28 protein-coding genes are annotated in these 25,826 nt (G+C 63.4%); 19 read left to right on the forward strand and 9 right to left on the reverse strand.

Features of this window, described 5'->3' with window-relative positions:
- Nucleotides 1–10: 10 nt before the first annotated feature.
- Nucleotides 11–919, forward strand: a complete 909-nt coding sequence (locus BTM36_RS02455; protein ID WP_077235091.1) for a histone deacetylase — start codon at nucleotides 11–13, stop codon at nucleotides 917–919.
- A gap of 59 nt (nucleotides 920–978) precedes the next feature.
- Nucleotides 979–1,878 (forward strand): DMT family transporter, encoded by a 900-nt coding sequence (locus tag BTM36_RS02460; RefSeq protein ID WP_077235092.1) that lies wholly within the window; start codon nucleotides 979–981, stop codon nucleotides 1,876–1,878.
- 3 nt (nucleotides 1,879–1,881) lie between these two features.
- Here the strand turns inward: BTM36_RS02460 and BTM36_RS02465 are convergent, their stop codons facing one another.
- Nucleotides 1,882–2,688 (reverse strand): helix-turn-helix transcriptional regulator, encoded by an 807-nt coding sequence (locus tag BTM36_RS02465; RefSeq protein ID WP_077235093.1) that lies wholly within the window; start codon nucleotides 2,686–2,688, stop codon nucleotides 1,882–1,884.
- A 157-nt stretch (nucleotides 2,689–2,845) separates the two neighbouring features.
- Between BTM36_RS02465 and BTM36_RS02470 the strand changes: the two genes are divergently transcribed.
- A complete protein-coding gene (locus BTM36_RS02470) occupies nucleotides 2,846–3,607 on the forward strand; it encodes a class I SAM-dependent methyltransferase (RefSeq protein ID WP_077235094.1) in 762 nt (253 codons plus the stop codon).
- Nucleotides 3,608–4,033: 426 nt separating this feature from the next.
- The gene (gene pbpG, locus BTM36_RS02475; RefSeq protein ID WP_006465635.1) at nucleotides 4,034–5,137 is read left to right on the forward strand and encodes a D-alanyl-D-alanine endopeptidase; all 1,104 of its coding nucleotides are present in this window, start codon (nucleotides 4,034–4,036) and stop codon (nucleotides 5,135–5,137) included.
- A 99-nt stretch (nucleotides 5,138–5,236) separates the two neighbouring features.
- On the opposite strand, the gene BTM36_RS02480 is transcribed toward pbpG, so the two are convergent.
- On the reverse strand, nucleotides 5,237–6,022 hold the full coding sequence (locus BTM36_RS02480) for an IclR family transcriptional regulator (protein WP_006464484.1): 786 nt from the start codon (nucleotides 6,020–6,022) through the stop codon (nucleotides 5,237–5,239).
- A gap of 345 nt (nucleotides 6,023–6,367) precedes the next feature.
- Between BTM36_RS02480 and BTM36_RS02485 the strand changes: the two genes are divergently transcribed.
- From BTM36_RS02485 to BTM36_RS02545, 13 genes are all read left to right on the forward strand, one after another.
- Nucleotides 6,368–7,381, forward strand: a complete 1,014-nt coding sequence (locus tag BTM36_RS02485) for a sulfate ABC transporter substrate-binding protein (protein ID WP_077235095.1) — start codon at nucleotides 6,368–6,370, stop codon at nucleotides 7,379–7,381.
- An 83-nt stretch (nucleotides 7,382–7,464) separates the two neighbouring features.
- Nucleotides 7,465–8,061, forward strand: a complete 597-nt coding sequence (gene ssuE, locus BTM36_RS02490) for an NADPH-dependent FMN reductase (protein ID WP_077235096.1) — start codon at nucleotides 7,465–7,467, stop codon at nucleotides 8,059–8,061.
- A gap of 143 nt (nucleotides 8,062–8,204) precedes the next feature.
- Entirely contained in the window at nucleotides 8,205–9,188 is a 984-nt protein-coding gene (locus BTM36_RS02495; RefSeq protein WP_077235097.1) for a sulfonate ABC transporter substrate-binding protein, read from the forward strand.
- 34 nt (nucleotides 9,189–9,222) lie between these two features.
- Nucleotides 9,223–10,389: an FMNH2-dependent alkanesulfonate monooxygenase gene (ssuD, locus tag BTM36_RS02500; RefSeq protein ID WP_077235098.1), complete on the forward strand. Its 1,167-nt coding sequence runs from the start codon at nucleotides 9,223–9,225 to the stop codon at nucleotides 10,387–10,389.
- 7 nt (nucleotides 10,390–10,396) lie between these two features.
- Complete coding sequence (gene ssuC / locus BTM36_RS02505) at nucleotides 10,397–11,254, forward strand: aliphatic sulfonate ABC transporter permease SsuC (RefSeq protein WP_077235099.1); 858 nt, start codon at nucleotides 10,397–10,399, stop codon at nucleotides 11,252–11,254.
- A 20-nt stretch (nucleotides 11,255–11,274) separates the two neighbouring features.
- Nucleotides 11,275–12,108: an ATP-binding cassette domain-containing protein gene (locus BTM36_RS02510; protein ID WP_077235100.1), complete on the forward strand. Its 834-nt coding sequence runs from the start codon at nucleotides 11,275–11,277 to the stop codon at nucleotides 12,106–12,108.
- A 92-nt stretch (nucleotides 12,109–12,200) separates the two neighbouring features.
- Complete coding sequence (locus BTM36_RS02515; protein ID WP_006464491.1) at nucleotides 12,201–12,416, forward strand: molybdopterin-binding protein; 216 nt, start codon at nucleotides 12,201–12,203, stop codon at nucleotides 12,414–12,416.
- Nucleotides 12,417–12,479: 63 nt separating this feature from the next.
- Nucleotides 12,480–13,325: an EAL domain-containing protein gene (locus tag BTM36_RS02520; RefSeq protein WP_077235101.1), complete on the forward strand. Its 846-nt coding sequence runs from the start codon at nucleotides 12,480–12,482 to the stop codon at nucleotides 13,323–13,325.
- A 40-nt stretch (nucleotides 13,326–13,365) separates the two neighbouring features.
- On the forward strand, nucleotides 13,366–13,944 hold the full coding sequence (locus tag BTM36_RS02525) for an alpha/beta hydrolase (RefSeq protein ID WP_006464493.1): 579 nt from the start codon (nucleotides 13,366–13,368) through the stop codon (nucleotides 13,942–13,944).
- Nucleotides 13,945–14,392: 448 nt separating this feature from the next.
- Nucleotides 14,393–15,283, forward strand: coding sequence for a sulfate ABC transporter permease subunit CysT (gene cysT, locus BTM36_RS02530; protein ID WP_077235102.1), 891 nt, complete (start codon nucleotides 14,393–14,395; stop codon nucleotides 15,281–15,283).
- A gap of 1 nt (nucleotide 15,284) precedes the next feature.
- Nucleotides 15,285–16,184, forward strand: a complete 900-nt coding sequence (cysW, locus tag BTM36_RS02535) for a sulfate ABC transporter permease subunit CysW (RefSeq protein WP_077235103.1) — start codon at nucleotides 15,285–15,287, stop codon at nucleotides 16,182–16,184.
- A 9-nt stretch (nucleotides 16,185–16,193) separates the two neighbouring features.
- Nucleotides 16,194–17,273, forward strand: a complete 1,080-nt coding sequence (locus tag BTM36_RS02540) for a sulfate/molybdate ABC transporter ATP-binding protein (RefSeq protein WP_006464496.1) — start codon at nucleotides 16,194–16,196, stop codon at nucleotides 17,271–17,273.
- Nucleotides 17,270–18,199, forward strand: a complete 930-nt coding sequence (locus tag BTM36_RS02545; RefSeq protein WP_077235104.1) for a CysB family HTH-type transcriptional regulator — start codon at nucleotides 17,270–17,272, stop codon at nucleotides 18,197–18,199. Before BTM36_RS02540 ends, BTM36_RS02545 begins: the two co-directional genes overlap by 4 nt.
- Before the next feature lie 31 nt (nucleotides 18,200–18,230).
- Here the strand turns inward: BTM36_RS02545 and BTM36_RS02550 are convergent, their stop codons facing one another.
- The 3 genes from BTM36_RS02550 to BTM36_RS02560 all read right to left on the reverse strand — a co-directional run bounded on the left by BTM36_RS02550 (nucleotide 18,231) and on the right by BTM36_RS02560 (nucleotide 20,085).
- Nucleotides 18,231–18,707, reverse strand: a complete 477-nt coding sequence (locus tag BTM36_RS02550) for a GNAT family N-acetyltransferase (protein WP_006464499.1) — start codon at nucleotides 18,705–18,707, stop codon at nucleotides 18,231–18,233.
- Between the two features lie 150 nt (nucleotides 18,708–18,857).
- Entirely contained in the window at nucleotides 18,858–19,052 is a 195-nt protein-coding gene (locus tag BTM36_RS02555; RefSeq protein ID WP_077235105.1) for a hypothetical protein, read from the reverse strand.
- A gap of 148 nt (nucleotides 19,053–19,200) precedes the next feature.
- Nucleotides 19,201–20,085 carry a M15 family metallopeptidase gene (locus BTM36_RS02560; protein WP_077235106.1) on the reverse strand — a complete coding sequence of 295 codons (885 nt, stop codon included), beginning with the start codon at nucleotides 20,083–20,085 and terminating at the stop codon, nucleotides 19,201–19,203.
- A 168-nt stretch (nucleotides 20,086–20,253) separates the two neighbouring features.
- On the opposite strand from BTM36_RS02560, the gene BTM36_RS02565 reads away from it, so the two are divergent.
- A complete protein-coding gene (locus tag BTM36_RS02565; RefSeq protein ID WP_254426892.1) occupies nucleotides 20,254–20,538 on the forward strand; it encodes a hypothetical protein in 285 nt (94 codons plus the stop codon).
- A 374-nt stretch (nucleotides 20,539–20,912) separates the two neighbouring features.
- On the opposite strand, the gene BTM36_RS02570 is transcribed toward BTM36_RS02565, so the two are convergent.
- From BTM36_RS02570 to BTM36_RS02585, 4 genes are all read right to left on the reverse strand, one after another.
- On the reverse strand, nucleotides 20,913–21,989 hold the full coding sequence (locus BTM36_RS02570) for a type VI immunity family protein (protein WP_077235108.1): 1,077 nt from the start codon (nucleotides 21,987–21,989) through the stop codon (nucleotides 20,913–20,915).
- A 7-nt stretch (nucleotides 21,990–21,996) separates the two neighbouring features.
- Nucleotides 21,997–22,713, reverse strand: coding sequence for a VRR-NUC domain-containing protein (locus BTM36_RS02575; RefSeq protein WP_077235109.1), 717 nt, complete (start codon nucleotides 22,711–22,713; stop codon nucleotides 21,997–21,999).
- Nucleotides 22,710–23,276 (reverse strand): PAAR domain-containing protein, encoded by a 567-nt coding sequence (locus BTM36_RS02580; RefSeq protein ID WP_254426893.1) that lies wholly within the window; start codon nucleotides 23,274–23,276, stop codon nucleotides 22,710–22,712. The genes BTM36_RS02575 and BTM36_RS02580 overlap by 4 nt, the downstream gene beginning before the upstream one ends.
- Nucleotides 23,277–23,409: 133 nt before the next feature.
- The gene (locus tag BTM36_RS02585) at nucleotides 23,410–24,195 is read right to left on the reverse strand and encodes a phosphodiester glycosidase family protein (RefSeq protein WP_077235110.1); all 786 of its coding nucleotides are present in this window, start codon (nucleotides 24,193–24,195) and stop codon (nucleotides 23,410–23,412) included.
- Between the two features lie 413 nt (nucleotides 24,196–24,608).
- On the opposite strand from BTM36_RS02585, the gene BTM36_RS02590 reads away from it, so the two are divergent.
- On the forward strand, nucleotides 24,609–25,730 hold the full coding sequence (locus BTM36_RS02590; protein WP_077235111.1) for a branched-chain amino acid ABC transporter substrate-binding protein: 1,122 nt from the start codon (nucleotides 24,609–24,611) through the stop codon (nucleotides 25,728–25,730).
- Nucleotides 25,731–25,826: the final 96 nt, after the last annotated feature.

Raw genomic sequence — 25,826 nt, forward strand, 5'->3', positions numbered from 1 at the left:
GAATTTTTTCTTGAAGGCCTTTTACAGCGACCATTTCGTGCTGCCCCTGCCACCGGGCCACCGCTTCCCCATGATCAAGTACCGCATGATCCGCGAAGGGGCGGCCAGCCTGCAGCCGGCCATCGATTTCCAGGAAGCCCAGGCCGCCAGCGATGGCGAGCTGGCGCTGGCGCACCATCCCGACTACATCGGTCGCGCCAGCCGTGGCGAACTGAACGCAGCCGAGCAGCGCGAGATCGGTTTCCCGTGGTCACCGCAGATGGTGGAGCGCTCGCGCCGCTCTTCCGGGGCCACCATCGCCGCCTGTCGCGCCGCCTTCGTGGACGGGGTGGCGGTCAACCTGGCCGGTGGCACCCACCATGCCTATGCCGACCACGGTGCCGGCTTCTGCGTCTTCAATGATGCCGCCATCGCCGCGCGCCTGATGCAGGCCGAACGCCGCGCCGCCCGGGTCGCCATCGTCGACCTGGACGTGCACCAGGGTAACGGCACCGCCTCCATCCTGGCGCGGGATGATTCGGTGTTCACCTTGTCCCTGCACGGAGAGAATAATTACCCCTTCGAAAAGGAACAGAGCGATCTCGACGTCGCCCTGCCCGATGGCATCGGTGACGCCGACTATCTGGCTGCCCTGCAGGGCGCGCTGACGACGCTGCAGCAGCGCTTCGCGCCGCAGTTGCTGATCTACCTGGCCGGTGCCGATCCGCACGAGGGCGACCGCCTGGGCAAGATGAAACTGAGCATGGCTGGCCTCGCGGCCCGTGACGAGACTGTGTTCGCCTATGCACGCGAGCACAAAATTCCGGTTGCGGTTACGATGGCGGGCGGCTACGGCAGAGATATCGAACAAACCGTCGCCGTCCACCTGCAAACGATAAGACTCGCCGGCCTCCACGCTGCCCGCTGGAGCGCACGGTGAAATGACCCGGGCCTCTTCGCGCATGAGCATGTCGCATGCGGCCCGCCCACGGAAAAGAAATGATGCAATCCACCCCCGGCGCCAGCCGGTCGCGCCAGCTCCTGATGAGCCTGGTGCCCCTGTTGTTCGTATTGATCTGGAGCACCGGCTTCATCGTCGCCAAGTTCGGCCTGCCGTATGCGCCGCCGCTGACCTTCCTGCTGTTGCGCTTCACCGGCGTGTTGATCGTGCTGCTGCCGCTGGTGCTGCTGTCTCGTGCCCCCTGGCCGCACGGCCGCATCCGCCACGTGGCCGTGGCTGGCGTATTGCTGCAGGCCGGCTACCTGGCCGGCGTCTGGTGCGCCATCAAGATCGGCATGCCGGCTGGCCTGTCGGCCTTGATCGTCGGCCTGCAACCCATCCTGACCGCCTTCGCCGCGCCCTTGCTGGGTGAATCGGTGCGTGGCCGGCAATGGGTGGGACTGGCGCTGGGCCTGTGCGGGGTAGGGCTGGTGGTGGCCAACAAGATTTCGCTGATCGGCCTGTCCACTGCCAGCATCGGCCTGTGCCTGTTTGCCTTGTTGTGCATCACGATCGGTACCTTGTACCAGAAGCGCTACTGCGCCCACTTTGACCTGCGCACCGGCACCGTGATCCAGTTCGCCGCCTCCATCGTGGTGGTGCTGCCCTTTGCCGTGGCCGTGGAAGGTCTGGACTGGCATCTGGGCAACGTCCACTGGACGCCGCAATTCATCGCGGCGCTGCTGTGGTCGGTGCTGGCCCTGTCGATCGGCGCCATCTTCCTGCTGTTTGCGCTGATCCGCCGCAGCGCCGCCACCAGCGTCACCAGCCTGCTCTATCTCACGCCACCGACCACGGCCGTGATGGCCTGGCTGATGTTCGGCGAAGCCTTCAGCCTGATCGGTGCGCTGGGCATGCTGGTAGGTGTGATCGGCGTGGCCTTCGTGGTCCGCAAATGAGGATCAGACGGGCGCGGGCGCGTCCGGCATCAGCGTCACCAGTTTCAGGTCCGGCCGGTTGGCCACGCGGAAGTTGACCTGGCGATAGCGCAGTTCCCCCGATTGCGGATGCTGGAAGCGGCGCTCGCCGCCTTCGCGCTCCACCACATCCTGCAAGTGCCAGGCCCGCTTGAAGAGTGGACTGGCGGCTGACAACTCCTCCACCAGCGCCAGCAGATCCGGATCGTCCAGCAGGCTGGCGCTGTCGGCCCGGAACTCCGCCACCAGCCGGCGCGCGCGCTGCTCCCAGTCGATCGTCAAGGCCTGCGCCGTCGCGCGGGCGAACATGAAGCGCAGCAGATTGGGCGCCGCCTCCCCTTGATCCAGCCACCCCACGAAGAGCTTGCGCGCCGCCGGGTTCCAGGCCACGGCATTCCAGTAGCGGTCCAGCAGATAGGCCGGCGCGCGGAAGTTGCCGACCACGTCCAGGATTTCCGGCGCAATCACCGCCACCGCCTGTTGCTCCGGCAGCGCCGGATCCTTCTTGCCGGCCAGTTCGAACAAGTAGGCCCGCTTGGCGCGCGGCAGGTGCAGCGCGTCTGCGATGCGCGCCAGCGCCTGCGGCGAGACCGAGTCGGTGCGCCCCTGTTCGATCCAGGTGTACCAGGTCACGCTGATGCCGCACAACTGAGCCACTTCTTCTCGGCGCAAGCCCGGCGTGCGACGCCGGCCATGGGCCAGGTGTGGCAGGCCGGCTTGCGAGGGTGCAGTCTGTTCGCGCTGGGATTTGAGGAAGGCCCCCAGGGCGCGGCGGGCAAGATCGGGTTCCATGCAGAAAGAGCAGGGTGGTGGTCGAGGTAATAGTATAAATGCTGAACTTGTAACAGGATAAGGATTCGCTAGACTGGCTGCTCATCCACGGGCAAATGCAACCCGCCTTTGCCTGCTTTGTATTCTTGTTCAGCTTATTTCGCTCAGGAGCCCCGCCATGCGCAGCCATCAGCAAGTCGTCACCGAACAGTTCGGCAGTACCGCCGCCGCCTATCTCACCAGCGCGGTACACGCCCAGGGGGCTGATCTGCAGGAACTGGCCGCCATCGCCGCCACCATTCCCGGCGCCCGCGTGCTCGATCTGGGGTGCGGCGGCGGACACGCCAGCTTTGCCGTGGCGCCAGTGGTGGAAAAAGTGATTGCCTACGACATCGCTGCCGAAATGCTGGACGTGGTCGCCAGCGCCGCCCGCGAGCGTGGCCTGGACAACCTGGCCGTGCGCCAGGGCAGCGCCGACCGGCTGGAGTTTCCCGATGCCAGCTTCGACCTGGTCTGTACCCGCTTTTCGGTGCACCACTGGCGCAATCTGCCGCAGGCGCTCGCTGAGGTCTTCCGGGTACTCAAGCCGGGCGGACGCTTCATCGTCATCGATACCGCTGCACCGGCCGATGTGCTGGCCGATACCTACGTCCAGGCCATTGAGTTGCTGCGCGATACTTCACATGTCCGCAATATCAGCCTGAACTCCTGGCGCAAGCTGCTGCAGGCCGCCGGTTTTGCCATCGACAGTGACAAGACCTGGAAGCTGCGCCTGGAATTCGACAGCTGGGTGGCCCGCATGCGCACCCCGCAAGACAACGTCACGGCCATCCGTGCGCTGTGGAAGTCCGCACCGGAAGAGGTGAAACAGTATTTCGCGCTGGACCAGGCCTGTTCCTTCTCCATTGACGTCGCCATGCTGGACGCCCGCAAGCCCTGAGCTGCAGGTCTTTTGCCGTGCCGGCCGCAAGACGCATTGCGCCGTCAACGGCCTCCCCCGACTACCCGTTAGTGTTTCATTCCAGATGCCTCCAAAGTGAATTAAAAAGCGCGAAAACGAGCATCTGGGGCCGGTATTGCCTTCTGTTATCGTTTTCAGGAACTGAACGGAAAGCTTAGACTGGTATCATGTCGCTTCGTTGGCGTGGATCTTGCTCAAAAATAAATCGAATAAAATCGAGCAAGATTGTCAGGAAATGCCAGAAGAATTGGCCGAAACAGGGGATGCTTCGGCCGGCCGCAAGATAGAAAGCCGTTTAAATAAATGCGCTAACGTCTTAATTCTCTTGCGAAAATTCTGCTTTTTGCTACACTGCCAACGTTTCTCTTGTGTACTATCAGGGTAAATTCGGGGGGAGATCCACCTATGTTCAAATCAGCGCTGGCCATTTTCACATCGCTACTTTTCATCCACGCTGGTTTGGCACCTGCCGCAGCCCAGACGGTCAACAACGCCGCCAAGAAGGCCCCGGCCAAGAAGGTGGTCGCCAAGCGACCCGCCGCAGCCGTCAGCCGCACGGTCGCCAAGGGCTCGCTGAACAACCGCGAAAAGCTGGTGCGCAAGGTCAGCGTGGTCAAGGGCAAGCGCCACATCAGCTATCAGCGCGTCTCGGCCGCCCCCTCGGTGCCGGTGGTGCCACCGGTCATGACCGCCGGCGACCTGGCCGGCCTGAACCTCACGCCAGATCCTTTGGCCCTGCGCTCCAATGTGGCCCTGGTGATCGACCAGGCCAGCTCGCAGGTCCTGTTTGAAAAGAATTCCTCGGTGGCCCTGCCCATCGCCTCGGTCACCAAGCTGATGACCGCACTGGTGGTGGTGGAAGCGCGCCTGAACATGGAAGAGACCCTGACCGTCACCGATGACGACGTCGACCGCGAAAAGCACAGCAGCTCGCGCCTGCGCGTGGGTGCTACGCTGAGCCGCGACGACATGCTGCACATCGCCCTGATGAGTTCCGAGAACCGTGCCGCCTCGGCGCTGGGCCGCAATTACCCGGGCGGTCTGCCGGCCTTCGTGGCGGCCATGAATGCCAAGGCCCGCTCGCTGGGCATGACCGATACCCGCTATGTCGATTCGACCGGCCTGTCCAGCCAGAACGTGGCCAGCGCCCGCGACCTGGCCAAGCTGGTGGTGGCGGCCTACAACTACCCCATCATCCGCCAGTACTCCACCGACCCCAAGTACATGGTCGAACCCAGCGGCCATGCCATGCAGTACAACAGCTCCAACCGCCTGACCTCCAACAAGGAATGGGACATCGGCCTGCAAAAGACCGGCTTCATCAACGAAGCCGGCCATTGCCTGGTGATGTACACCCGCATCGAAGGTCGTCCCATTGTCATGGTGTTCCTGGATTCCAAGGGCCGCCTGTCGCACGTGGGCGATGCTGCCCGCATGCGCAAGTGGCTGGTGGAAGACCAGCCGAACAACCTGACCCGTGTGAAGATGGTCAGGGCCGACGAGGGTTGATCGCCGCAGTAAGCTTGCGGCAGCAACAAAAAAGCGAACCGGATGGTTCGCTTTTTTGTTGGTCGATCTGATTGAAGGTGAACAGGCCTAGCCCTCGCTTCAATCCCGGTCCCGGCGATATCCCAGCGCCGACGAAATCTGGTTGGCCGTGCTGACCAGGTCATCCACCCATTCTTCCTGCAGCCGGTCGGCCGGGGCCGAGATCGACAGGCCGGCCACCAGCTTGCCGCTGTCGTCGCAGATGCCGGCGGCCATGCAGCGCACGCCCAGTTCCAGCTCTTCGTTGTCGCGGGCATAGCCGAGGGCGCGCACCATGGACAGCTCGCGCTCCAGCTTGGTCAGATCGGTGATGGAGTTCTTGTTATGCCCCGCCAGCCCGGTCCGGGTGGCATAGGCGCGCACGTTCTTGGGGTCATCCACCGAGAGAAAGAGCTTGCCGGTGGAGGTCAGGTGCAGCGGCGCACGGCCGCCGATGGCGCGCACCACCTGCATGCCGGAGCGTTCGGAAAAGGAACGATCGATATAGACGATTTCATCGGCCTGTCGCACCGACAGGTTGATGGTCTGGTGGGTCTTGCGATGCAGGGCGCGCATGAAGTCCAGCGCCGCCTCGCGCACCGACAACCGGCTCTTGACGATATTGCCCAGCTCCAGCAGGCGCATGCCCAGGCGGTAGGTGCCCGGTTCCACGCGGTCCACGAAACGCTTGACCACCAGATCGTTGAGGATGCGGTGCGCGGTCGACGGGTGCAGGTCGGTCGCCGCCGACAATTCCTTCAGGCTCACCGGGTCCGGGTAATCGGCCAGCGCATCGAGCAGCGACACCATGCGCTCGATGACCTGGATGGAAATGTGTTCTGTCTCGCCTGCAGCTTCTTTTTTCATGGCGCAGCCTGGTGCGTTGCAATATGAGGGTTATACCACAATGTGAAAAGAACAAAAAGTTCGACCGTGCTTTTTTGACCTGCATCAATGGCGCATCAAGGCTGTCGGCTGCCTCCGGACACGCCGTGCGGCGGGGCAGGGCGCCCCTCCGGATTGCCGAACGTCCGTTTCCTCTTTCCTGGCTCTCCCTGACGTTTGGTTATAAAGACGGGCCGCCTTATTCCGGCGGCTTGCGCTTGCATATCTGTTTTCCGCATATCGAGAGAAGAAAGTATTCGTTCTTTTCAGGCAGCAGGCTCATTAACCTGTGTGCTCCAAAACAACTAACACATTCGGGAACCGGACATGCTGAAGAACGTCATCAAATCGGTCGTCGTCACCCTGGTGCTGGCGCAAGCCGCCCACGTCGCACAGGCGGCCGATCTCTCGCTGCTCAACGTCTCTTACGACCCGACGCGCGAACTCTACGCCGACTATAACAAGGCCTTTTCCAGGTACTGGAAGGAAAAGGCCGGTGACAACGTCACCATCAAGGCTTCCCACGGTGGCTCCGGCAAGCAGGGCCGTTCCGTCATCGACGGCATCGATGCCGACGTGGTGACCCTGGCCCTGGCCTACGACATCGACGAAATCTCGGAAAAGGCCAAGCTGCTGCCGGCCGACTGGCAAAAGCGCTTGCCGCACAACAGCTCGCCCTATACCTCCACCATCGTGTTCCTGGTGCGCAAGGGCAATCCCAAGGGCATCAAGGACTGGGGCGACCTGATCAAGCCGGGCGTGTCCGTCATCACTCCCAACCCCAAGACCTCGGGCGGTGCGCGCTGGAACTACCTGGCCGCCTGGGCCTATGCCAAGCAGAAGGGCGGTAGCGACGACGCAGCCCGCGACTACATCGCCAAGCTCTTCAAGAACGTGCCGGTGCTGGATTCCGGTGCCCGTGGCGCCACCATCACCTTCGTCGAGCGCGGCATCGGCGATGTCCTGCTGGCCTGGGAAAACGAAGCCCTGATCTCCCTGAAGGAATGGGGTCCGGACAAGTTCGACATCGTCGCGCCGTCGATCTCCATCCTGACCGAGCCGCCGGTGGCCGTGGTGGACAAGGTGGTGGACCGTCGCGGTACCCGCAAGGTGGCCGAGGAATACCTCAAGCACCTGTATTCGGAGGAAGGCCAGGAAATCATCGCCAAGAACTACTACCGTCCCATCGATCCCAAGATCGCTGCCAAGTACGCAGCGCAGTTCCCCAAGCTGAACCTGGTGACCATCGACAAGGACTTCGGCGGCTGGCAAAAGGCCCAGAAGACCCACTTCGCCGATGGCGGTACCTTCGACCAGCTCTACGCACCCAACAAGAAGTGATCTGAAACCTGGCAGGGCGCCGGCCGCGCCGGCTTCCTGCCGCTCCCTGCCGCTTCCTCCCGCTCAACGCTCAAGCATAAGACATGACCATCCTGCTCCTGGCCGGCAGCCCTTCGGCGCCTTCCCGCTCCACCCGCCTGCTGCACCACGTCGGCGACAAGCTGGCCCAGCTCGGCCACCGCCATGCCCGTCTGGAGGTGCGCGACCTGCCGGGCCAGGCCATCCTGCGCGCCGACTGGAACAATGCGGAGATCAAGGCTGCCCTGTCCACAGTGGAGGAAGCCTCGGCCTTGGTGGTCGCCACCCCGGTCTACAAGGCGGCCTACAGCGGCATCCTCAAGGCCTTCCTCGACCTGCTGCCGCAGTTCGGCCTGACCAACAAGCTGGTGCTGCCGCTGGCCACCGGTGGCAGTCAGTCGCACATGCTGGCACTGGACTACGCCTTGCGACCGGTGCTGTCCTCGCTCAATCCCAAGCACGTCCTGCCCAGCATCTACGCCACCGAGGCCCAGGTGACCTGGAGCGAAGAGCAGGGCCTGGTGCTGGATGCGCCCATCGCCACCCGCGTCGATGAAGGCGTGGCGCAGTTGTCGGCCAGCCTGTTGGCCCTGCACAAGGCAGCGCCGGAAGAGTTCCGCGAAATACCGTTCTCGCAATTGCAGTACAGCGTCTCCTGCTGATGCTTGCCGACGCAAACTGACATCCCGTATTGAAACCGGCCGGAGTGATCCGGCCTGTCTTGAACGTCTGAACCTTGAACGTCTGAAAAATCATCGGCCGGTGCAGCCGAAGGCCCTCTGCACGCCCAAATCTGGAGAAAAACGTGTCCGCCAACAAGAACAAGATTGTCCATTCCTCCCGTCGTCGCACGCTGGTCGGCCTGTCGGCCCTGGCGCTGGCGACCGCAACCCTTGCCCTGGGCGCCGCCGCGGTGCAGGCGCAGGAAGCCCGTGTCCTGCGCATCGGCTACCAGAAGGCGGCCAATACCCTGGTCTTGCTCAAGGCCCACGGTACGCTGGAAAAGCGCCTGCAGCCGCTGGGCGTGGAAGTGAAATGGGCCGAGTTCGCGGCCGGTCCGCAATTGCTGGAAGCGCTCAATGTCGGCTCGGTCGATTTCGGCTACGTCGGTGAAGCCCCGCCCGTGTTTGCCCAGGCCGCCGGCGCCGACTTCGTCTATACCGCCTACGAAATCCCGACGCCGGATGCCGAAGGCCTGCTGGTGCAAAAGAATTCACCGATCAAGAGCGTGGCTGAACTGAAGGGTAAGAAGATCGCCTTCAACAAGGGGGCCGACGTGCACTGGCTGGTGGTGGCCCTGCTCAAGAAGGCCGGCCTGCAATACAGCGACATCCAGCCGGTCTACCTGGCGCCGGCCGATGCCCGTGCCGCCTTCGAACGCGGTGCCGTCGATGCCTGGGCGATCTGGGACCCGTTCCAGGCGGCCGCCGAAAAGCAGGTCGGCGCGCGGCGCCTGGCCAGCGGTGTGGGCGCGGTCAGCCATCACCAGTTCTTCCTGAGCGCGCGTCCTTTCGCGGCGAAGAACCCGCAGGTGCAGAAGGTCCTGCTGGAAGAGATCACCCGCGAAGGTGAATGGGTGCGTACCCATACCGCCGACGCTGCCGCCCAGCTGGCGCCCATTCAGGGCCTGGATGCCGACATCATCGAAACCGGCTTGAAGCGCTACGCCCACGTCTACAAGCCGGTCGATGCCCAGGTGCTGGCCGAGCAGCAGAAGATCGCCGATGCCTTCTATGAACTGAAGCTGATCCCCAAACAACTCAAGGTCAGCGATGCCGTCCTCAAATGATGTCCACCCGGTTGCCGCAGCACAGGAGTCAAGCATGAACGTTTTCTGGTTTATCCCCACCCATGGCGACAGCCGCTACCTCGGTACCACCGAAGGCGCGCGCCCGGTCAGTCATGACTACATGAAGCAGGTCGCCGTGGCCGCCGACACGCTGGGCTACGACGGCGTGCTGCTGCCCACCGGCCGTTCCTGCGAAGACGCCTGGGTGGCCGCCGCCAGCCTGATCGACGCCACCCGCCGCCTGAAATTCCTGGTGGCGGTGCGCCCCGGCCTGACCGCGCCGACGCTGTCGGCACGCATGGCCGCCACCTTCGACCGCCTTTCCAATGGCCGCCTGCTGATCAACGTCGTCACTGGCGGCGACCCGGTCGAGCAGGAGAGCGATGGCATTTTCGGCAGCCATGCCGAGCGTTACGAGATTTCCGACGAGTTCCTCAAGATCTGGCGCGACGTGCTGGCCAAGACCCATACCAGCGAAGAGACCCATTTCGAGGGCAAGCACCTGCGCGTCAAGGGCGCCAAGGCGCTCTATCCGCCCCTGCAGAAACCCTATCCGCCGCTGTACTTCGGCGGTTCCTCGGACGAGGCCATCGACCTGGCCGCCGAGCAGGTGGACGTCTACCTGACCTGGGGCGAACCACCGGCTGCGGTGGCCGAGAAGATCGCCCGCGTGCGCGAACGCGCCGCCCGCGCCGGTCGCACCCTGCGTTTCGGCATCCGCCTGCACGTGATCGTGCGCGAGACCAACGAAGCCGCCTGGCGCGCCGCCGATGAACTGATCAGCCGCCTGGACGACGAGACCATCGCCAAGGCCCAGGCCAACTTCGCCCGCATGGATTCGGAAGGGCAGCGTCGCATGGCGGCCCTGCACGGCGGCCGACGCGACAAGCTGGAAGTGAGCCCCAACCTCTGGGCCGGGGTCGGCCTGGTGCGCGGCGGTGCCGGTACGGCGCTGGTGGGCGATGGCCCCACGGTCGCCGAACGGCTCAAGGAATATGCAGCGCTGGGCATCGATACCTTCATCCTCTCGGGCTACCCGCACCTGGAAGAATCGTATCGCTTCGCCGAGCTGGTCTTCCCGCTGTTGCCACGTCCGCAGCGCGAGACCCTGCCGGGATTCAACCTGACCGGCCCCTTCGGCGAGATCGTCGGCAACACCGAGCTTCCCAAGGCCGCGCCGGTGCGCGTGTCGGCCAGCTGAGGCAGGCATGACGAGCGCATCCAATCCGCTGAACAGCGCTACCACCGGCGCCGCCAGCACCAGCACACCCGCCGGCAAGGCCGCCCGTGCGGCTGGCCGCTCGCCGCGCAAGGCGCGTGGCGCCTGGGTGGGCTGGCTGTTGCCGGTGCTGCTGCTGGCGTGGTGGCAACTGGCCTCGCAGGCCGGCTGGCTGTCCAGCCGCATCCTGCCGGAACCGTTTGCGGTCCTGACGGCGGCCTGGAAACTGTCGGCCTCCGGTGAGCTGTGGCGCCACCTGGCCGTCTCCAGTGGTCGCGCGGCCTCGGGCTTTGCGGTCGGTGCCGGGCTGGGCCTGGTGCTGGGTCTGCTTTCCGGCAGCCTGCGCTCGGCCGAACTGCTGCTCGATACCACCCTGCAGATGGTGCGCAATATCCCGGCCCTGGCCTTGATCCCGCTGGTGATCCTGTGGTTCGGCATCGACGAGACGGCCAAGCTGTTCCTGGTCTCGGTGGGCGTGTTCTTCCCGGTCTATCTCAATACCTTCCACGGCATCCGCTCGGTGGACCAGGGCCTGATCGAGATGGCCAGGAGCTATGGCCTGTCGGGCTGGCCGCTGTATCGCGACGTGATCCTGCCGGGCGCCTTGCCATCCATCCTGGTCGGGCTGCGCTTCGCGCTGGGCCTGGTGTGGGTGTTGCTGATCGTGGCCGAGACCATCTCCGCCCAGGCCGGCATCGGCTACATGACCATGAATGCCCGCGAATTCCTGCAGACCGATGTGGTGCTGGTCGGCATCCTGCTCTATGCCTTGCTGGGCAAGCTGGCCGATACCGCTGCCCGTGCGCTGGAGCGCTTCTGGCTGCGCTGGCATCCGGGTTACCAATGAATTCGCATCAGGAGAACCGTATGCGTCACGACCAACAGGAAAACCAGGCACTGGGTCGCGCTGCCGGTCGCGGCGTGGGCTTGAAGCTGCGCGCCGTGTCCAAGGCCTTCAGCGGTCGCACCGTGTTGCACGACATCGATCTGGACATCGCCCCCGGCGAATTCGTCGCCATCGTCGGTCGCAGTGGTTGCGGTAAGAGCACACTGCTGCGCCTGGTGGCGCAACTGGATGCAGCCAGCGCCGGTGAGGTGGTCTATGAACACGATGCCGGCGGCGAACCCGAAGTGCGCATCATGTTCCAGGATGCGCGCCTGCTGCCCTGGAAGCGGGTGCAGGCCAATGTGGCGCTGGGGCTGCCCAGGCAGCACGCGCCGCTTGCCCTGCACGCCCTGCAGCAGGTCGGCCTGGATCAGCGCGCCGGTGAATGGCCGGCGGTGCTCTCGGGTGGCCAGCGGCAACGCGTGGCCCTGGCCCGGGCGCTGGTGCACGACCCGCAATTGCTGTTGCTGGACGAGCCGTTGGGTGCGCTTGACGCCCTGACCCGCATCGAGATGCAGGCACTGATCGAATCGCTATGGCGCGAGCGCGGCTTCACCGCCTTGCTGGTGACCCACGACGTACAGGAAGCGGTCGCCCTGGCCGACCGCGTGCTGCTCATCGAAGACGGCCGGGTGACGCTGGATCAGCGCATCACGCTGGCCCGCCCGCGCTCACGCGGACAGGCTCAGTTTGCCGCGCTGGAAGAAGCCATCCTGGCGCGCGTGCTGCGTCATCCTGGCAGCGACGCCGCCACCGCGCCGCCGGAGCCCGCCTTCGTCACCCGCGGCGTACAGCAGGTGCAGTGGGCCGTGTGATGCCGCACATGATTTGACCGTTTCAGAGAGTCCGACCATTTCAACCCATGCGGCGCGGCAGGTGCCGACGCCGTTTCATCAAGGAGCAGAGCATGACCATTCAAGCGATCAACGTACGTAACCAGTTCAAGGGCAAGGTCAAGGCCATCATCGAAGGTTCGGTGGTGTCCGAGGTGGATGTCGAGACCCCGGCCGGTATCGTCACTTCCGTCATCACCACCCGTTCGGTCAAGGACCTGGGCCTGACCATCGGCAGCGAAGTCGTGGCGCTGGTCAAGGCCACCGAAGTGTCGATCGCCAAGCTGTGATCTTTTCCGGCCGCCCATCGGTCAATCTCGCCCGGGCGGCATATTTTTCCAGGAGCAGGCCCGATGGCATATCAGGCTTTGGATGCTTACCTGGCGCGTCTGCAAGCCAGCCAGTCGACCTCGTCCAAGGTCTGGCTGGATGAGCAGGGACGTGCCGCAGGGCGTTTCTTCAATACATCGCTGAGCTCGGCCTTCCAGCCGGTGCGCAGCTTCGAACAGGGCAGCATCGTCGCATGTGAAGCCTTTGCCCGCAGTCATTCGGCGGTCGATGACGGACTCCATCTCTGGAAGCTGCTCGACCAGGCCGCCAGCGACGACGAATCGGTCGAGCTGGACCGCCTGTGCCGCATGCTGCACGCCATCAACTATTATCGTCAGGTCGGGCAGGGCGGCCTGGGCGATACCGACGTCCCCGAGCTGCATCTCTCGGTGCATGCGCGCCTGCTGGCCGCCGTCAACAACAACCATGGCGAGGCCTACCGCCGCATCCTGGCGGCACTGGAGTTGCCGCACGAGCGCATCGTGCTGCAACTGCCGGTGGTCACGCCCAACCAGCGCTGGCTGCTCAACTATGTGCTGGACAATTACCGCCGCAATGGCTTCCGCCTCGGGGTCTCGGCCAATAGCCCGCTGGAGGCGCTGGGCCTGCTGGACAAGATCAAGCCGGACCTGATCAAGGTCGATGCCCGCGAACTGCCCGATCCCGACAGCGTGGCCTTGCTCTTGCTGCGGGCGGCGGAGCAGGGCGTACGCATCTTCTTCAAGCGCGTCGAGAACCGCGAGGTCTTCGACAAGCTGAGCCAGTTCGGCCAGGCTCTGGCCCAGCCCATCCACGCCCAGGGTTATCTGTGGGACACCCCCGGTGCGAGACTGCCGGACCAGATATCGGGTATCCGGGATGCGGCTTGAGGCATACTCGGTCTTCCCTATCCTCAACAGCGAGGCCTGCATGAGTCTGTCGTCCCACGTTTCCCCGGCCCCGGCGCGGCTGTCCGATTTCCGCGTACTGGTGGCGCCGGGCTTGTCCGATAGCGGCCCCGAGCACTGGCAGTCGCGCTGGCAACGCCTCTATCCGGCCTTCGAACGGGTGCAGCAAGACGACTGGGAAACCCCCGACCTGCCGGCCTGGTCGCAGCGCCTGGGCGAAGTGCTGGCGCGCGATGGTCGGCCCACGGTGATCGTGGCGCACAGCTTCGGTTGCCTGACCACCGTGCAGCGCACCGCTGCCCTGCTGGCCGAAGGGGGCTCGGCCCATCCCATCGTGGCGGCCCTGCTGGTGGCACCGGCCGATCCGGCCAAATTCAGCGTGAGCTCGGCGGTACGCCACCGGCTGCCGTATCCGGCCCTGGTGGTCGGCAGCGACAACGACCCCTGGATGAGCGCCGACCGCGCCCGCCACTGGGCCGAGGCCTGGGGCGCACAGTTTCGTTCCATCGGCCCCCGCGGGCATATCAATTCCGAGTCCGGCCTGGGCGACTGGACGCAGGGCCAGCAATGGTTGCTGGAGTTGCTGGAGCAGATTCCGTGAGGCTTTTCCCGGCGCCGGGGCAGGGCGCCAAATGACGGTTTTTGGCTGTAATACCGTTTAGTTCAGAAAAAATCGCCGCGCCAGATGACTTTGGCGCCGCGATTTTGCCTGGTTCTCTTCAAGCCATTTGAAACCGTTCGGACTGAGTAGGCCCTTTAGGGCCGTATCGAAGCCTGTCCTGAGCCTGTCGAAGGGGCGCTGCTCGGCTTGTGGCGCGCCTTCGATACGCGGCTACGCCGCTACTCAGGACGAACGGTCAGCGGTGGCGCAAGCAAAGTCTGAGCAAGCTTTCGGGCTGGCAGCAAGCTTAACTGAACGGCATTGCGGTTTTTGGCCGCTCTTTATGCGCTTTCCTTCTAAAGGCATGCAAAAAACTTCGTTCTCTTTATAACCTGCGAATGCGATTATCGGTCACCTATAGTCGCATTTGTAATAAAAAGAGAACGACATGTCCGCAACCCCTGTTTCCCTGGCCGCCCCCCGGGCCGCGCCAGTGGCCGCTTCCGGCGGGACCGGCCGGCGCGTATTGCCCGGTTTCCGATTGTCGCTGGGCTTCACCATCTTCTATCTGGCGCTGATTGTCCTGATCCCGCTGTCGGCCTTGTTCCTGAAGACCTTCACGCTGACCTGGGGCGGTTTCATCGATGCCGTGACCTCGCCACGGGTGATGGCGTCCTATCGCCTCAGCTTCGGGGCCTCCCTGATCGGTGCTTTCCTGAACGTGATCTTCGGCGGCATCGTCGCCTGGGTGCTGGTGCGCTACCGCTTCCCGGGCAAGCGCATCATCGATGCCCTGGTCGACCTGCCATTTGCCCTGCCCACGGCCGTGGCCGGCATCGCCCTGACCACCCTGTATTCGCAGAATGGCTGGCTGGGCAAGCTGCTCGCCCCGCTGGGCATCAAGGTCGCCTTCACGCCGCTGGGTGTGCTGGTGGCGCTGACCTTCATCGGCTTGCCGTTCGTGGTGCGCACCGTGCAACCGGTGCTGGAAGAGGCCGAGCGCGAGCTCGAAGAAGCCGCTGCCAGCCTGGGCGCCAACCGCTGGCAGACCTTCACCCGCGTGGTCTTCCCGACCATCCTGCCGGCGCTGCTGACCGGGTTTGCCCTGGCCTTTGCGCGCGCCTCCGGCGAATACGGCTCGGTGGTCTTCATCGCCGGCAACATGCCGATGGTGTCCGAGATCACCCCATTGTTCATCGTCACCAAGCTGGAGCAGTACGACTACGCCGGCGCCACCGCCATCGCCATGGTGATGCTGCTGGTGTCCTTCGTCTTGCTGTTGACCATCAACCTGTTGCAAGCCTGGACCCGCAAGCGCGGCCAGGCGGAGAGGACCTGAGATGAGTGGCGCGCCTGTTTCCCTCGCTGGCCAGAACATTGCCCGCGGCGAGCCGCCGATCACCCCCGGAGCCACGCTGGAACCGTTCTGGGTGCGTGCCCTGTTGATCGGCATTGCCCTGGTGTTCCTGACGCTGTTCCTGTTCGTGCCGCTGGTGGCGGTGTTCTATGAAGCCTTGCGCAAGGGCTGGGATGTCTATGTGGCTTCCATCACCGAGGCCGACGCCTGGTCGGCCATCAAGCTGACGGTGATCACGGCGGCCATCGCCGTGCCGCTGAACCTGGTGTTCGGCGTGGCGGCGGCGTGGGCCATCGCCAAGTTCGAGTTCCGTGGCAAGAACGTGCTGCTGACCCTGATCGACCTGCCGTTCTCGGTCTCGCCCGTGATCTCCGGCCTGATCTACGTGCTGCTGTTCGGCCTGCAAGGCTACCTCGGCCCCTGGCTGCGTGAACATGACATCAAGATCCTCTTCGCCGTGCCGGGCATCGTGCTGGCCACCATCTTCGTGACCTTCCCGTTCGTGGCGCGCGAGCTGATCCCGCTGATGCAGTCGCAGGGTAGCGAAGAAGAGGAAGCCGCGCTGGTGCTGGGCGCCTCCGGCTGGCGCACCTTCTGGCACGTGACCCTGCCCAACATCAAATGGGGCCTGCTGTATGGCGTGATCCTCTGCAACGCCCGTGCCATGGGCGAGTTCGGCGCGGTATCGGTGGTCTCCGGCCACATCCGGGGCGAGACCAACACCATCCCGCTGCAGGTCGAAATCCTCTACAACGAATTCAACATCACCGGCGCCTTTGCCGTGGCCTCGCTGCTGGCTTTCCTGGCCCTGGTCACACTGGCCATCAAGAGTGTCATCGAGTGGCGGCTGCACCAGCAGCACAGCGCCAGCGAGCAAGTCTAAGGAGTTCTCATGAGCATCGAAGTCCATCACATCCAAAAGCGTTTCGGCAGCTTCACCGCACTCAACGACGTCTCGCTCAACTTCCCGGCCGGCGAACTGACCGCGCTGCTGGGGCCCTCGGGCTGCGGCAAGACCACGCTGTTGCGCATCATCGCCGGTCTGGAATCGCCTGACTCCGGCCAGGTGCTGCTGGATGGCGAAGACGCCTCGGCACGCCATGTGCGCGAGCGCCAGGTCGGGTTCGTGTTCCAGCACTACGCCCTGTTCAAGCACATGACCGTGTTCGAGAACATCGCCTTCGGCCTGCGCGTGAAACCGCGCGCCCAGCGCCCCTCGGAAGCGGCCATCCGCGAGAAGGTCAAGAGCCTGCTGGAACTGGTGCAACTGGACTGGCTGGCCGACCGCTATCCACCGCAACTCTCGGGCGGGCAGCGCCAGCGCATCGCCCTGGCGCGTGCACTGGCCGTGGAGCCCCGCGTGCTGCTGCTGGACGAACCCTTCGGCGCACTCGATGCCAAGGTGCGCAAGGAACTGCGCCGCTGGCTGCGACGCCTGCATGATGAATTGCACGTCACCAGCATCTTTGTCACCCACGATCAGGAAGAAGCGCTCGAAGTGGCCGACCAGGTGGTGCTGATGAACAAGGGACAGGTGGAACAGATCGGCACACCCGAAGCGGTCTACAACCATCCGGCCTCGCCCTTCGTCTACGGCTTCCTGGGCAATGTGAACCTGTTCCACGGTCGCCTGCACGAGGGCGTGCTGGACGCCGCCGGCGCCCGTTTCGAGGCGCCCGGCCATGACGATACCCGCGATGCGTCCGGCGTCGGTTACGTGCGGCCGCACGATCTGGATGTGGAACGCTACGCGCCCGGTGCCCAGGGCATCGTGGTGCAACTGCGCCGCGCCCATGCCATCGGCCCGCTGGCCCAGCTGGAACTGGAACGCGACGACAACGCCGAGCTCATCGAAGCCGTCATCCCCAACGAACGCTTTGCGCAGCTGGGACTGAAGAATGGCGACACCCTGGTGGTGCGCCCGCGCCGCCTGCAGGTGTTCGCCCAGCAGGAAGGAGGGACGGCACGATGAACTTCCAGCAACTGCGATCCATCCGCGAAGCCGCCCGTTGCGGCTTCAACCTGACCGAAGTGGCCAATGTGCTGTTCACCTCGCAACCCGGCGTGAGTCGCCAGATTCGCGAGCTGGAAGAAGAACTGGGCGTGGAAATCTTCGAACGCAACGGCAAGCGCCTGACCGGCCTGACCGAGCCCGGCAAGGGCATCCTGGGCATCGTCGAACGGCTGCTGCTGGAGGCCGAGAACCTGCGCCGCGCCAGCAAGGAATACGCCGGCGAGCAGAGCGGCACGCTCTCCATCGCCACCACCCACACCCAGGCCCGCTACGTGCTGCCGCGCATCGTGCAGGCCTTCCGCGACGCCTTTCCACAGGTGCGCATCGCGCTCCAGCAGAGCGCGCCGGAACACATCGCCGAATGGGTCATCTCCGGCAAGGCCGACATCGGCATCGCCACCGAAGGCCTGTCGCAGTTCAAGGAACTGGTGTCCTTCCCCTGTTATACCTGGAGCCACGTGATCGTGGTGCCGAAGGGCCACCCGCTGCTGGGGCTGGAACAGGTGACCCTGGAAGACCTGGGGACCTGGCCGCTGATCACCTATGACGTCGGCTTTACCGGCCGGGGCCATATCGACGAAGCCTTCCGCCAGGCCGGCATCGAGCCCGACATCGTGCTCACCGCCATGGATTCGGACGTGATCCAGCAATACGTGTCGCTGGGCATGGGCGTGGGCCTGGTGGCCTCGATGGCGGTCGACCAGGGCAAGCACCAGGACATGGTCGCCATCAATGCGGCGCACCTGTTCAAGGCCAACATCGCCCGACTGGCGGTGCGCCGAGGCGCCTACCTGCGTGGCTATGCGCTGGACTTCATCCAGCAGTTCGCCCCCGAGCTCAAGCGCGCCGACATCGTCGCAGCACTCAATGAGGCCAGTATCTGAGGTCAATACCCAGGGTTGAACGCAGACGCGCCTACAGGTTCTTGCGATAGACGATGAAGCCGGAGTCGATGGCCAGCGTGTCATAGAGCCGGCGCGCCGTCGCATTGCCGTGGTGGGTATGCCAGTAGACGCGTTCGGCGCCATCGGCAGCCGCACGGCGGTAGAGCTCTTCGATCAGTGCGCGCCCCACGCCGCGTCCGCGGGCGGCTTCGGTGGTGAACAGATCCTGCAGATAGCAGGTCGGTCCGATCAGGATGGTATTGCGGTGGTAGAGGTAGTGTGCCAGGCCCAGCAGCCGGCCGTCGGCTTCGGCCACCAGCGCATGGACCGGCTCGCCAGCATCGTGGATGCGCGCCCAGGTGGCCTGGGTGATCGTCAGGGGCAGGGCGGTGGCGCCGCTGCGACCGTAGAAGGCATTGTAGTCATCCCACAGGATCTTCCATTGCGGGTAGTCGTCATGGCGTGCGCCGCGAATCTGCAGCGCGCTCTCAGGGGCTTGCTCGGGCATCGGGTCTCCAGGGCGCCGGTCGGGCGCGTGAAGCCGCAGTATAGCCTTGCGCGGGCAAGTCAAAAGGCCGGAGGACGTAGGTACAGCCCTACGCCCTCCGGCCTTTTTCATGGGCGGTTCGCCCGGGGTGATGCGTGAATCTCGATCGTGTCAGACCGTGCGGGTCGGCGTCGTGGTGAAGGTGTCGGTGCTGCTGGGCTGGGTGCTGGCAGCCTGCGCCACCTGGGCGGACTGACCGGCCGCATTGAGGACGTCGTTGAAATTGACGGCCGGCTTCTTCGTCGTTTGCTGCGTGTTGGCTGGCGTATTGCTGTGGTAGATGGAAGAAATGGAATTGATCGACATGCGTGCACTCCTGATTAAGGCTGTCCCCCCGGGCGAGCGCCCAGACCGATGTTGCCAGGGAAGTATAGGTGCGTGATGGCGTGCTGCTACGCCGGTTTACCCAAACTTGCGCATCTTTACCTGTGCCGGCTGGCGGCGTCGGATCGCTTCATTTGCGCAGGCGTGCCGCGCACTGGTCGCGCAGGGTGGTGTCTTCCGCCGCGTCGTCGTCATCGTCGCCATCGCTGGTGGCGGCGGCCTGTGCACCCGGTGCACCCAGTGCGCCCGGATGTGCGCACCGGCGGTAGGCCGCCACATAACGCTCGAACTCGGCCCGCGCCTGCGCCCTTTGCAGGCTGGCCAGGCGGACGATGAAGCCACGGCTGCCGATCTCGAAGTGCTGGTAGTCGATGGGTTGCTTCCACTGGCCACCCCAGACCAGGAAGCCGTGATCGTAGAACACGCTCACCACCTCCTCGGCCATGCCGGCTTGCGCGGGCGTGCGCTGCAGGTAGCTGCTGCCCTTGGGCGGAAGCACTTCCTGTGCGCTGCTGCCGGCCTGGCTGACATAGGGGTTCTGCAGGGGATTGATGTCGATGGCGGCGCCGTAGGCATGCTTGGACCAGCCACCGCCGCCGGTCATGGGCCGACCGTTGAAGGCGGAACTGTTATTGGCGGCCATGGAGCGCTGGTCATCGCCATCGAATTCTTCCAGTGCGCGCGCGCCGGCCAGCGGGAAGGAGCGCAACAGCAGTTCGCCGAACAGCGACTCCACCTGCGGCGCCACCGCATCCAGCACCACCACCGCGCCCTGACGGGTGGCACCGTCGAAATCGGTGTAGTCGAAGCTGACCCGGGACAGGCGCGCACAGGGGACCGGATTGGCCGCCGTGATCACCTTGCGCGCTTTCATGTCGGCACACTGCGCCGGCGAGACAGGTGCGATGTCGGCATGGGCCGCAGACATCATGGACAAGCCTGCGAGCAGGGCGGCGATCAGGGTAATCCCGCGGCCAGGGGAGGGCGGCAGGAGGAGGGCGGGCAAGGTCGTCATAGGCGCCGATGATACGGGTTTTCAGGCAAAAAAGTGTTGCCTTTTGATTCACATTGCCTGCGATGACTGACATCAAGATGCGCCATTTTCTGACAGCCTGCGGCCGCCGGAGCGGGAATAATCCATATCCAGAAGCAGTCGAACTTCGGCAAGGAAGCATCTGGCCGAATGTCGGCACAACCCATCAACAACCTTTGGAGGCAAAACATGCAGATTCGCCACACCCTCTTGGCTGCCGCCGTCTTTACTGCCGTGCTCGCCGGCTGCAACAAGCGCGACGAAACGCCCGCCACCCCGGCCGCCACTCCGCCGGCCGCATCGGAACCGGCTGACTCCGGCTCGACCGCCACTCCGGCGACCCCGACTCCGACTACGCCGTCGGATTCCTCGGCCACCAGCCCGAGCACGCCGCCCGCGACCACAGGCGACACCGCCGGTGGCGAGAAGAAGTAAGCACAGCATTCAAGCGCCAGCCTTCGCATAACAAGAGCCAGACAAGAACGGCAACAGCCGCACCATCATCCCGCAGTGGGAACAGCACTGCATGCGCCGCGTCAGGCAACTGACGCGGCGCTTTCTTTTGAGGTACGGCAGTGAGAGGGTAGTGAGAGGGTAGTGAAAGGGACAGGGCGCGACGGACAGGGAGAGATGGGCCCATGGGGCAGGCCGTTCTGCCTCCTTGGGAAGGAGGCAAAATCTTTCCGAACTTTTTTTTGCGGCCCGCAGTCGTACAGGTGGTTGAACTGTTCCTTCAACCTCCCTCTTGATAGGGAACTTGCCCGCAGTTTATTGGCTGCGGGCTTTTTTTCGCCTGTCGCAGACCTATCCTAAAGCCGTTCAGGCAGCGTGGTGGCTGGCGTCAGCTTGGGCTCGTCCAGCAGTTTTTTCTGGTAGCTCATCAATTCAGACGCATCGATATCGAAGCGCTTGAGCCATTGGTCTGCGCTCCAGCCGATCAGGCGGGGTTCACCTTCGACGGATGCAAAGTGCAGCATCATCTTTGGCGCCCGCACTTCCTTGAACAGCATGTTGGCCAATACGAGCGTGGCGGGAAGCGCTCTGTCGGTCGCGCCAGCATCTGGGGACGGACCGGACTGCACAATCAAGCCCTTGCCGTAGTCGTAGAGAGCAAACCAATCCATTGGAAACGTTGATCTGACTTTGGTCAATCCACCAATTTGCTGCACCATGTCGTAATTCACAGCGGTCAGCCACGAGACCGTCTTGATGCCCTCATGGGCGCGCGTTGAGCCGCCGACCGGACCACCCACATCGAATCCCTTGAAACTGTCTGACAGATATGCCTCAAAGGATTGGTTGTCTTCTGCCCGGGCTGCGGATAAAACCAGTCCATATCCCGCATAGCCATGTATTGCATGCAGCCGTCGGGCAAATTCGGCAAATAATCTCTGAAACGCCGTTGGATTCTCTTCAATGTAGAGCAGTGGAACACTCACCCTTAGTGCGGAACTACCTATTTCCTTCATATTGGCCTCCCACGCGCGCAGACCAAATACCTGAAACTCCCACTCGCCAGCATCGAAAGACTGCTTGCCACTGGTATAGATGAAGCTCACGAGATCATTTTCGTTCATGCGTCTGATCATGTCGCGCATTGCCGGAGCCTCGTGATAGGGAAACTTCTGAGGGCCCTCGGGAGGTTCCGCTCGCCAAAGCCAGGTCAGCTGGTCTTTTGCGAGGGCGGCATAGTCGTCAAAACAGGCGCAAATCGCCTCACGGACCTTTGGCAGGTGCGCGTCATGGAAGAACAGCGTACCGGTGATGGCGGGAACAGCGCCGACATAGTCTTGTTGGCCTTGTCTGGTGAGCAAACCGCCTGGAATACGCATCTCTTCCGGGTGATTACGCATGAAGTGAGCAGGGTCAAATGGAAATTCGGTCATAACTATCCTAATAGGTGGGCGCTGCACTACCACCCGGTGCCGGGCGTCTTGTCACCAACATGTAAATCACCTTCAGTGCGGTAGTTGCCATGCCTAGTTCTCTAATGGGGATCTTGGAATGCTCGGGTTCGGGCTTGTCGCAGTCGCAATGTTGAGGCCCCAGTGTCACTAGCTTGCTTTCATCGCCAGCGATCCGAATGTATGCAATCTTTTGTGGATCGCTCATGGTATCCGGTGGAAATTTTATCTCCACCACCTGCTTGATATTGTCTTGCACCGGAGGCTTGGTCGGATCAATGACGATGATCGCATCAGGCCGGCGCACCATCCCCATTCCCTTGAGATACGGTAAACCGTGATCTTGCTCCCAGTATTTGCTGATCCATCCCGGCAGCCAGTCATGCGCTTTTGTGGGGATGCTGGAATCCATCACGGGCTCAGGTGGTCGCCTGGTCATATCGTAGTTGACCTCTGCCTTGTACGGACTGCGATGCGCCAAGGCCTTGTCAAGCTCTCTGAGTTGGTTGGAGACGCAAGATTGCTTCAGTGAACGTCCATCCTGGCCGACCCCAGGCGCATCCTTGCATTGGCAGATCGCGGAGCACAACACTTTCTTGTCCGTGGCGTCGACGGCCGGTTGATGGAGCCGGACCGTTTGCGTGGCACCACCGCGCGACATGCCTCCCGTGGCAAGCGGCGCCGATGGTGGTGCGGGCTCGCTCATGCCGCCCCCTGCTCAGTGAGGTGAAATGCCAGGGTTTCGTGCATGTCGTGTTCGACCCAGGGTGTCATCCCCTCTGCATCCGTCGCGCCTGTGATGATTTGTCCGCCGGTGCTGGCGACCCTGAATGTCACGTTTGGAAAGGCCTTCCCGGTCGCCGCATCAAGCACCTGGAAGCGGCCGCGGAAGCGTTCTGTCGCATCCTTCAGCGCTTCATGGGTGTAGCGTGCCATCAGCTCTGATCCAATCGTTCCGGTATTTCCGGACACCAGTGCAGGCCCTCCGGCGGCGTCACCGCAGGAGGGCTCGGTCATCGTCAATGATTGGCTCGATATCAGTTCCGCTCCGCAAGCCACCTTGCAGCCGTGGAAGGCGACTGCCTTCCCTTCATCCGTCAGCCCCTCATCGCCTTCGATGATGGGGAAGACGCCCCGGCAGCGTGGGCAAGACACCATGTCGCCGACCCGCGCCCAGCCCTTGCCGTGCGACGACGTACTGCCGGATGCAGAGATGACAGCCCCGCCATGGCTGGTGTTATCCCCAAGAACGATAATGTTTATCAGCACTCCATTCCTCCTTCGGATTCAATGACGATGAACCTTGGAATGGATTAGCTGCGGCGGTTCCAGCACTGTGAAGAGGAGTGGAGGTAATTCGAATGAATTCGAGCACCTCATCGCATTGACGCGTTGCGGGGAGCTATTTGCTCCCATGCGGCTTGACCACCGCGATCATGGCGCCGAAAGCCGGTCCCATATTGGCTTCCAGCGTGGGATACATGCGCGAGATGCTGCCGTCCAGATAAAGGGCGTCGCTACACTTCAGTTCGTCGCGCAAAAAACTGGCGAAGTCATGGAAGCTGATCGGATTGCGCGCAATGGCCAGCGTGACCACCCCGGCTGCGTCCAGGCAGGCGGCATTGCGCACCACCGTATTGGCCGAATCGGGATCGAAGCGCGGGTTGATCTTGCCATCCACGATCAGCAGCGGCCCCGACTGCGTGGCATAGCGTGCCACCGAATTCCACAGCCCCAGCTCGGCCTCGTAGTCCGAGGTCTCCACGATATAGGCCTGGTGCTCGCTGAGGACAAACACCCCATTGGGCTGCAGGTAGAAGTTGCCATAGGCGTTCTTGCGCGTATTGAGGCGGCGCAGCTGCGTGCCGGCCTCGACGTACAGGCCCAGCGGCTGCAGCTGCTTGTCGTAGATGCCGGCATTGGTGGCGCACACCATGTCCAGCCCCTGGCTGCGCAGATGGGCGTCCAGCCGCAGGAAATTGCCCAGCGGCGCGCCATTGGCATCCTTCCAGTACATGCGGATGGTGTCGCTGCGCGGATCGGCACGACAGGTGCTGATGAAGACCTGGTGATACTGGTACTGCCTGATCTCGGCAGCGCCGACCAGCGCCGGACAAAGCAGGGGAGCCGCCAGGATGACCAGCGCCAGGCGGCGCAACAGGGGGGAGCGGAGGAGGAAATGAAGCATCGAAACCGGGTCTTGTTCTGCGGGAATACGCGGGGCGAGGCCGTATTGTAATTGTGGGCAGCCCGGCCTGCCACCGGTTTCCCGGAATCGGCTGCAAATCGGCCACCAGCATGGCTTTGCGTGCATCGCACCGAAATGGCTCATGCTGCAGTGCGAGTCTGCACCAAATTTAGGAAAATGAAGAAAAGCAGCATGAAATGTGCGAGAAATCGAATTTGACAGGGTAAAAATGACGGACTATGGCCAATTCTCAAAAAAAAGTTGCCCTTCATGACGAGGGTGTTACACTCTGCCCCCATGCTTCGGCCGGCCCCCGGAATTATCAGGGCCAGAGAACCGGAGCCCTACGCGCGCCGGCCTGCTGGCCAGGTAACGGCGCCTCTTGAATCCGTTCCATCCTGGAGGAAACGTCAATGAAATCTGCAAGCCGTCTGACCAAGATCGCCCTGGCCGCCGCCACCTTCGCCGCCTTTGCCGGCGTGGCGCATGCCGAGACCGTCAAGATCGCCATCGCCGGTCCCTTGACCGGTGCCGTGGCCCAGTACGGCGACATGGTCAAGGCCGGTGCCCTGACCGCGATCGAACAGATCAACGCCGCCGGTGGCGCCAATGGCAACAAGTTCGAAGCCGTGATGATGGACGACGCCTGCGAACCCAAGCAAGCCGTGGCCGTGGCCAACAAGATCGTCAGCCAGGGCATCAAGTACGTGATCGGTCACGTCTGCTCCGGCTCCACCATCCCGGCCTCCGACATCTATGAAAACGAAGGCGTGGTGATGATCACCCCGTCGGCCACTGCTCCCCAGCTGACCGAAGCCAAGCCGCACAAGTTCATCTTCCGCACCATCGGTCGCGATGACCAGCAGGGTCCTGCTGCCGCCCGCTACGTGATCGAAAAGCTCAAGCCCAAGAAGGTCGCCGTGCTGCACGACAAGCAGTCCTACGGCCAGGGTGTGGCTTCCTCGGTCAAGGGCGCACTCGACGCCGCCAAGGTGCCGGTCGTGCTGTTCGAAGGCATCAATGCCGGTGACAGCGACTACTCCGCCATCGTCACCAAGCTCAAGTCGCAGGGCGTGGACTTCGTCTACTTCGGCGGCTACCACCCGGAAATGGGCCTGATCATGCGCCAGGCGCGTGAGCAGGGCGTCAAGGCCGTGTTCATGGGCCCCGAAGGCGTAGGCAACAAGGACATCACCGCGATTGCCGGCCCGGCTTCCGAAGGCATGCTGGTGACCCTGCCGGCCGACTTCGCCGCCGACCCGGCCAATGCCGCCCTGGTCAAGGCCTTTGCCGCCGCCAAGCGCGACGCCAACGGTCCGTTCCAGATGCCGGCCTATTCCGGCGTGAAGATCATTGCCGACGCCATCACCGGCGCCAAGTCCACCGATCCGGAAAAGGTCGCGGCCTACATCCACGCCAACAGCTTCAAGACCCCCATCGGCAACGTCGAATACGACAAGAAGGGCGACCTGAAGTCCTTCAAGTTCGTGGTCTTCACCTGGCACAAGGACGCCACCAAGACCGAAGCCAAGTGATTCCCCGCGAATCGTTGGCATGACCGTCTGACCTGACGTCAAACAGCGAAATGCCCCACCGCGAAATTCTCGGATGGGGCATTTCCACTTCTGGAC

The sequence above is a fragment of the Herbaspirillum sp. VT-16-41 genome, assembly GCF_001994935.1.
GTDB lineage: Bacteria > Pseudomonadota > Gammaproteobacteria > Burkholderiales > Burkholderiaceae_D > Herbaspirillum > Herbaspirillum frisingense.

Bases quoted from the DNA above. Each gene is read 5' to 3' on its own strand.
- ssuD (WP_077235098.1), top strand. From the start codon at position 9,223: ATGAACGTTTTCTGGTTTATCCCCACCCATGGCGACAGCCGCTACCTC.
- BTM36_RS02465 (WP_077235093.1), bottom strand. From the start codon at position 2,688: ATGGAACCCGATCTTGCCCGCCGCGCCCTGGGGGCCTTCCTCAAATCC.
- BTM36_RS02525 (WP_006464493.1), top strand. From the start codon at position 13,366: ATGAGTCTGTCGTCCCACGTTTCCCCGGCCCCGGCGCGGCTGTCCGAT.
- BTM36_RS02590 (WP_077235111.1), top strand. From the start codon at position 24,609: ATGAAATCTGCAAGCCGTCTGACCAAGATCGCCCTGGCCGCCGCCACC.
- BTM36_RS02470 (WP_077235094.1), top strand. From the start codon at position 2,846: ATGCGCAGCCATCAGCAAGTCGTCACCGAACAGTTCGGCAGTACCGCC.
- BTM36_RS02550 (WP_006464499.1), bottom strand. From the start codon at position 18,707: ATGCCCGAGCAAGCCCCTGAGAGCGCGCTGCAGATTCGCGGCGCACGC.
- cysW (WP_077235103.1), top strand. From the start codon at position 15,285: ATGAGTGGCGCGCCTGTTTCCCTCGCTGGCCAGAACATTGCCCGCGGC.
- BTM36_RS02485 (WP_077235095.1), top strand. From the start codon at position 6,368: ATGCTGAAGAACGTCATCAAATCGGTCGTCGTCACCCTGGTGCTGGCG.
- cysT (WP_077235102.1), top strand. From the start codon at position 14,393: ATGTCCGCAACCCCTGTTTCCCTGGCCGCCCCCCGGGCCGCGCCAGTG.
- BTM36_RS02540 (WP_006464496.1), top strand. From the start codon at position 16,194: ATGAGCATCGAAGTCCATCACATCCAAAAGCGTTTCGGCAGCTTCACC.
- BTM36_RS02560 (WP_077235106.1), bottom strand. From the start codon at position 20,085: ATGACGACCTTGCCCGCCCTCCTCCTGCCGCCCTCCCCTGGCCGCGGG.
- BTM36_RS02570 (WP_077235108.1), bottom strand. From the start codon at position 21,989: ATGACCGAATTTCCATTTGACCCTGCTCACTTCATGCGTAATCACCCG.
- BTM36_RS02480 (WP_006464484.1), bottom strand. From the start codon at position 6,022: ATGAAAAAAGAAGCTGCAGGCGAGACAGAACACATTTCCATCCAGGTC.
- BTM36_RS02585 (WP_077235110.1), bottom strand. From the start codon at position 24,195: ATGCTTCATTTCCTCCTCCGCTCCCCCCTGTTGCGCCGCCTGGCGCTG.
- BTM36_RS02555 (WP_077235105.1), bottom strand. From the start codon at position 19,052: ATGTCGATCAATTCCATTTCTTCCATCTACCACAGCAATACGCCAGCC.
- pbpG (WP_006465635.1), top strand. From the start codon at position 4,034: ATGTTCAAATCAGCGCTGGCCATTTTCACATCGCTACTTTTCATCCAC.
- ssuC (WP_077235099.1), top strand. From the start codon at position 10,397: ATGACGAGCGCATCCAATCCGCTGAACAGCGCTACCACCGGCGCCGCC.
- BTM36_RS02515 (WP_006464491.1), top strand. From the start codon at position 12,201: ATGACCATTCAAGCGATCAACGTACGTAACCAGTTCAAGGGCAAGGTC.
- ssuE (WP_077235096.1), top strand. From the start codon at position 7,465: ATGACCATCCTGCTCCTGGCCGGCAGCCCTTCGGCGCCTTCCCGCTCC.
- BTM36_RS02520 (WP_077235101.1), top strand. From the start codon at position 12,480: ATGGCATATCAGGCTTTGGATGCTTACCTGGCGCGTCTGCAAGCCAGC.
- BTM36_RS02565 (WP_254426892.1), top strand. From the start codon at position 20,254: ATGTCGGCACAACCCATCAACAACCTTTGGAGGCAAAACATGCAGATT.
- BTM36_RS02510 (WP_077235100.1), top strand. From the start codon at position 11,275: ATGCGTCACGACCAACAGGAAAACCAGGCACTGGGTCGCGCTGCCGGT.
- BTM36_RS02460 (WP_077235092.1), top strand. From the start codon at position 979: ATGATGCAATCCACCCCCGGCGCCAGCCGGTCGCGCCAGCTCCTGATG.
- BTM36_RS02575 (WP_077235109.1), bottom strand. From the start codon at position 22,713: ATGAGCGAGCCCGCACCACCATCGGCGCCGCTTGCCACGGGAGGCATG.
- BTM36_RS02545 (WP_077235104.1), top strand. From the start codon at position 17,270: ATGAACTTCCAGCAACTGCGATCCATCCGCGAAGCCGCCCGTTGCGGC.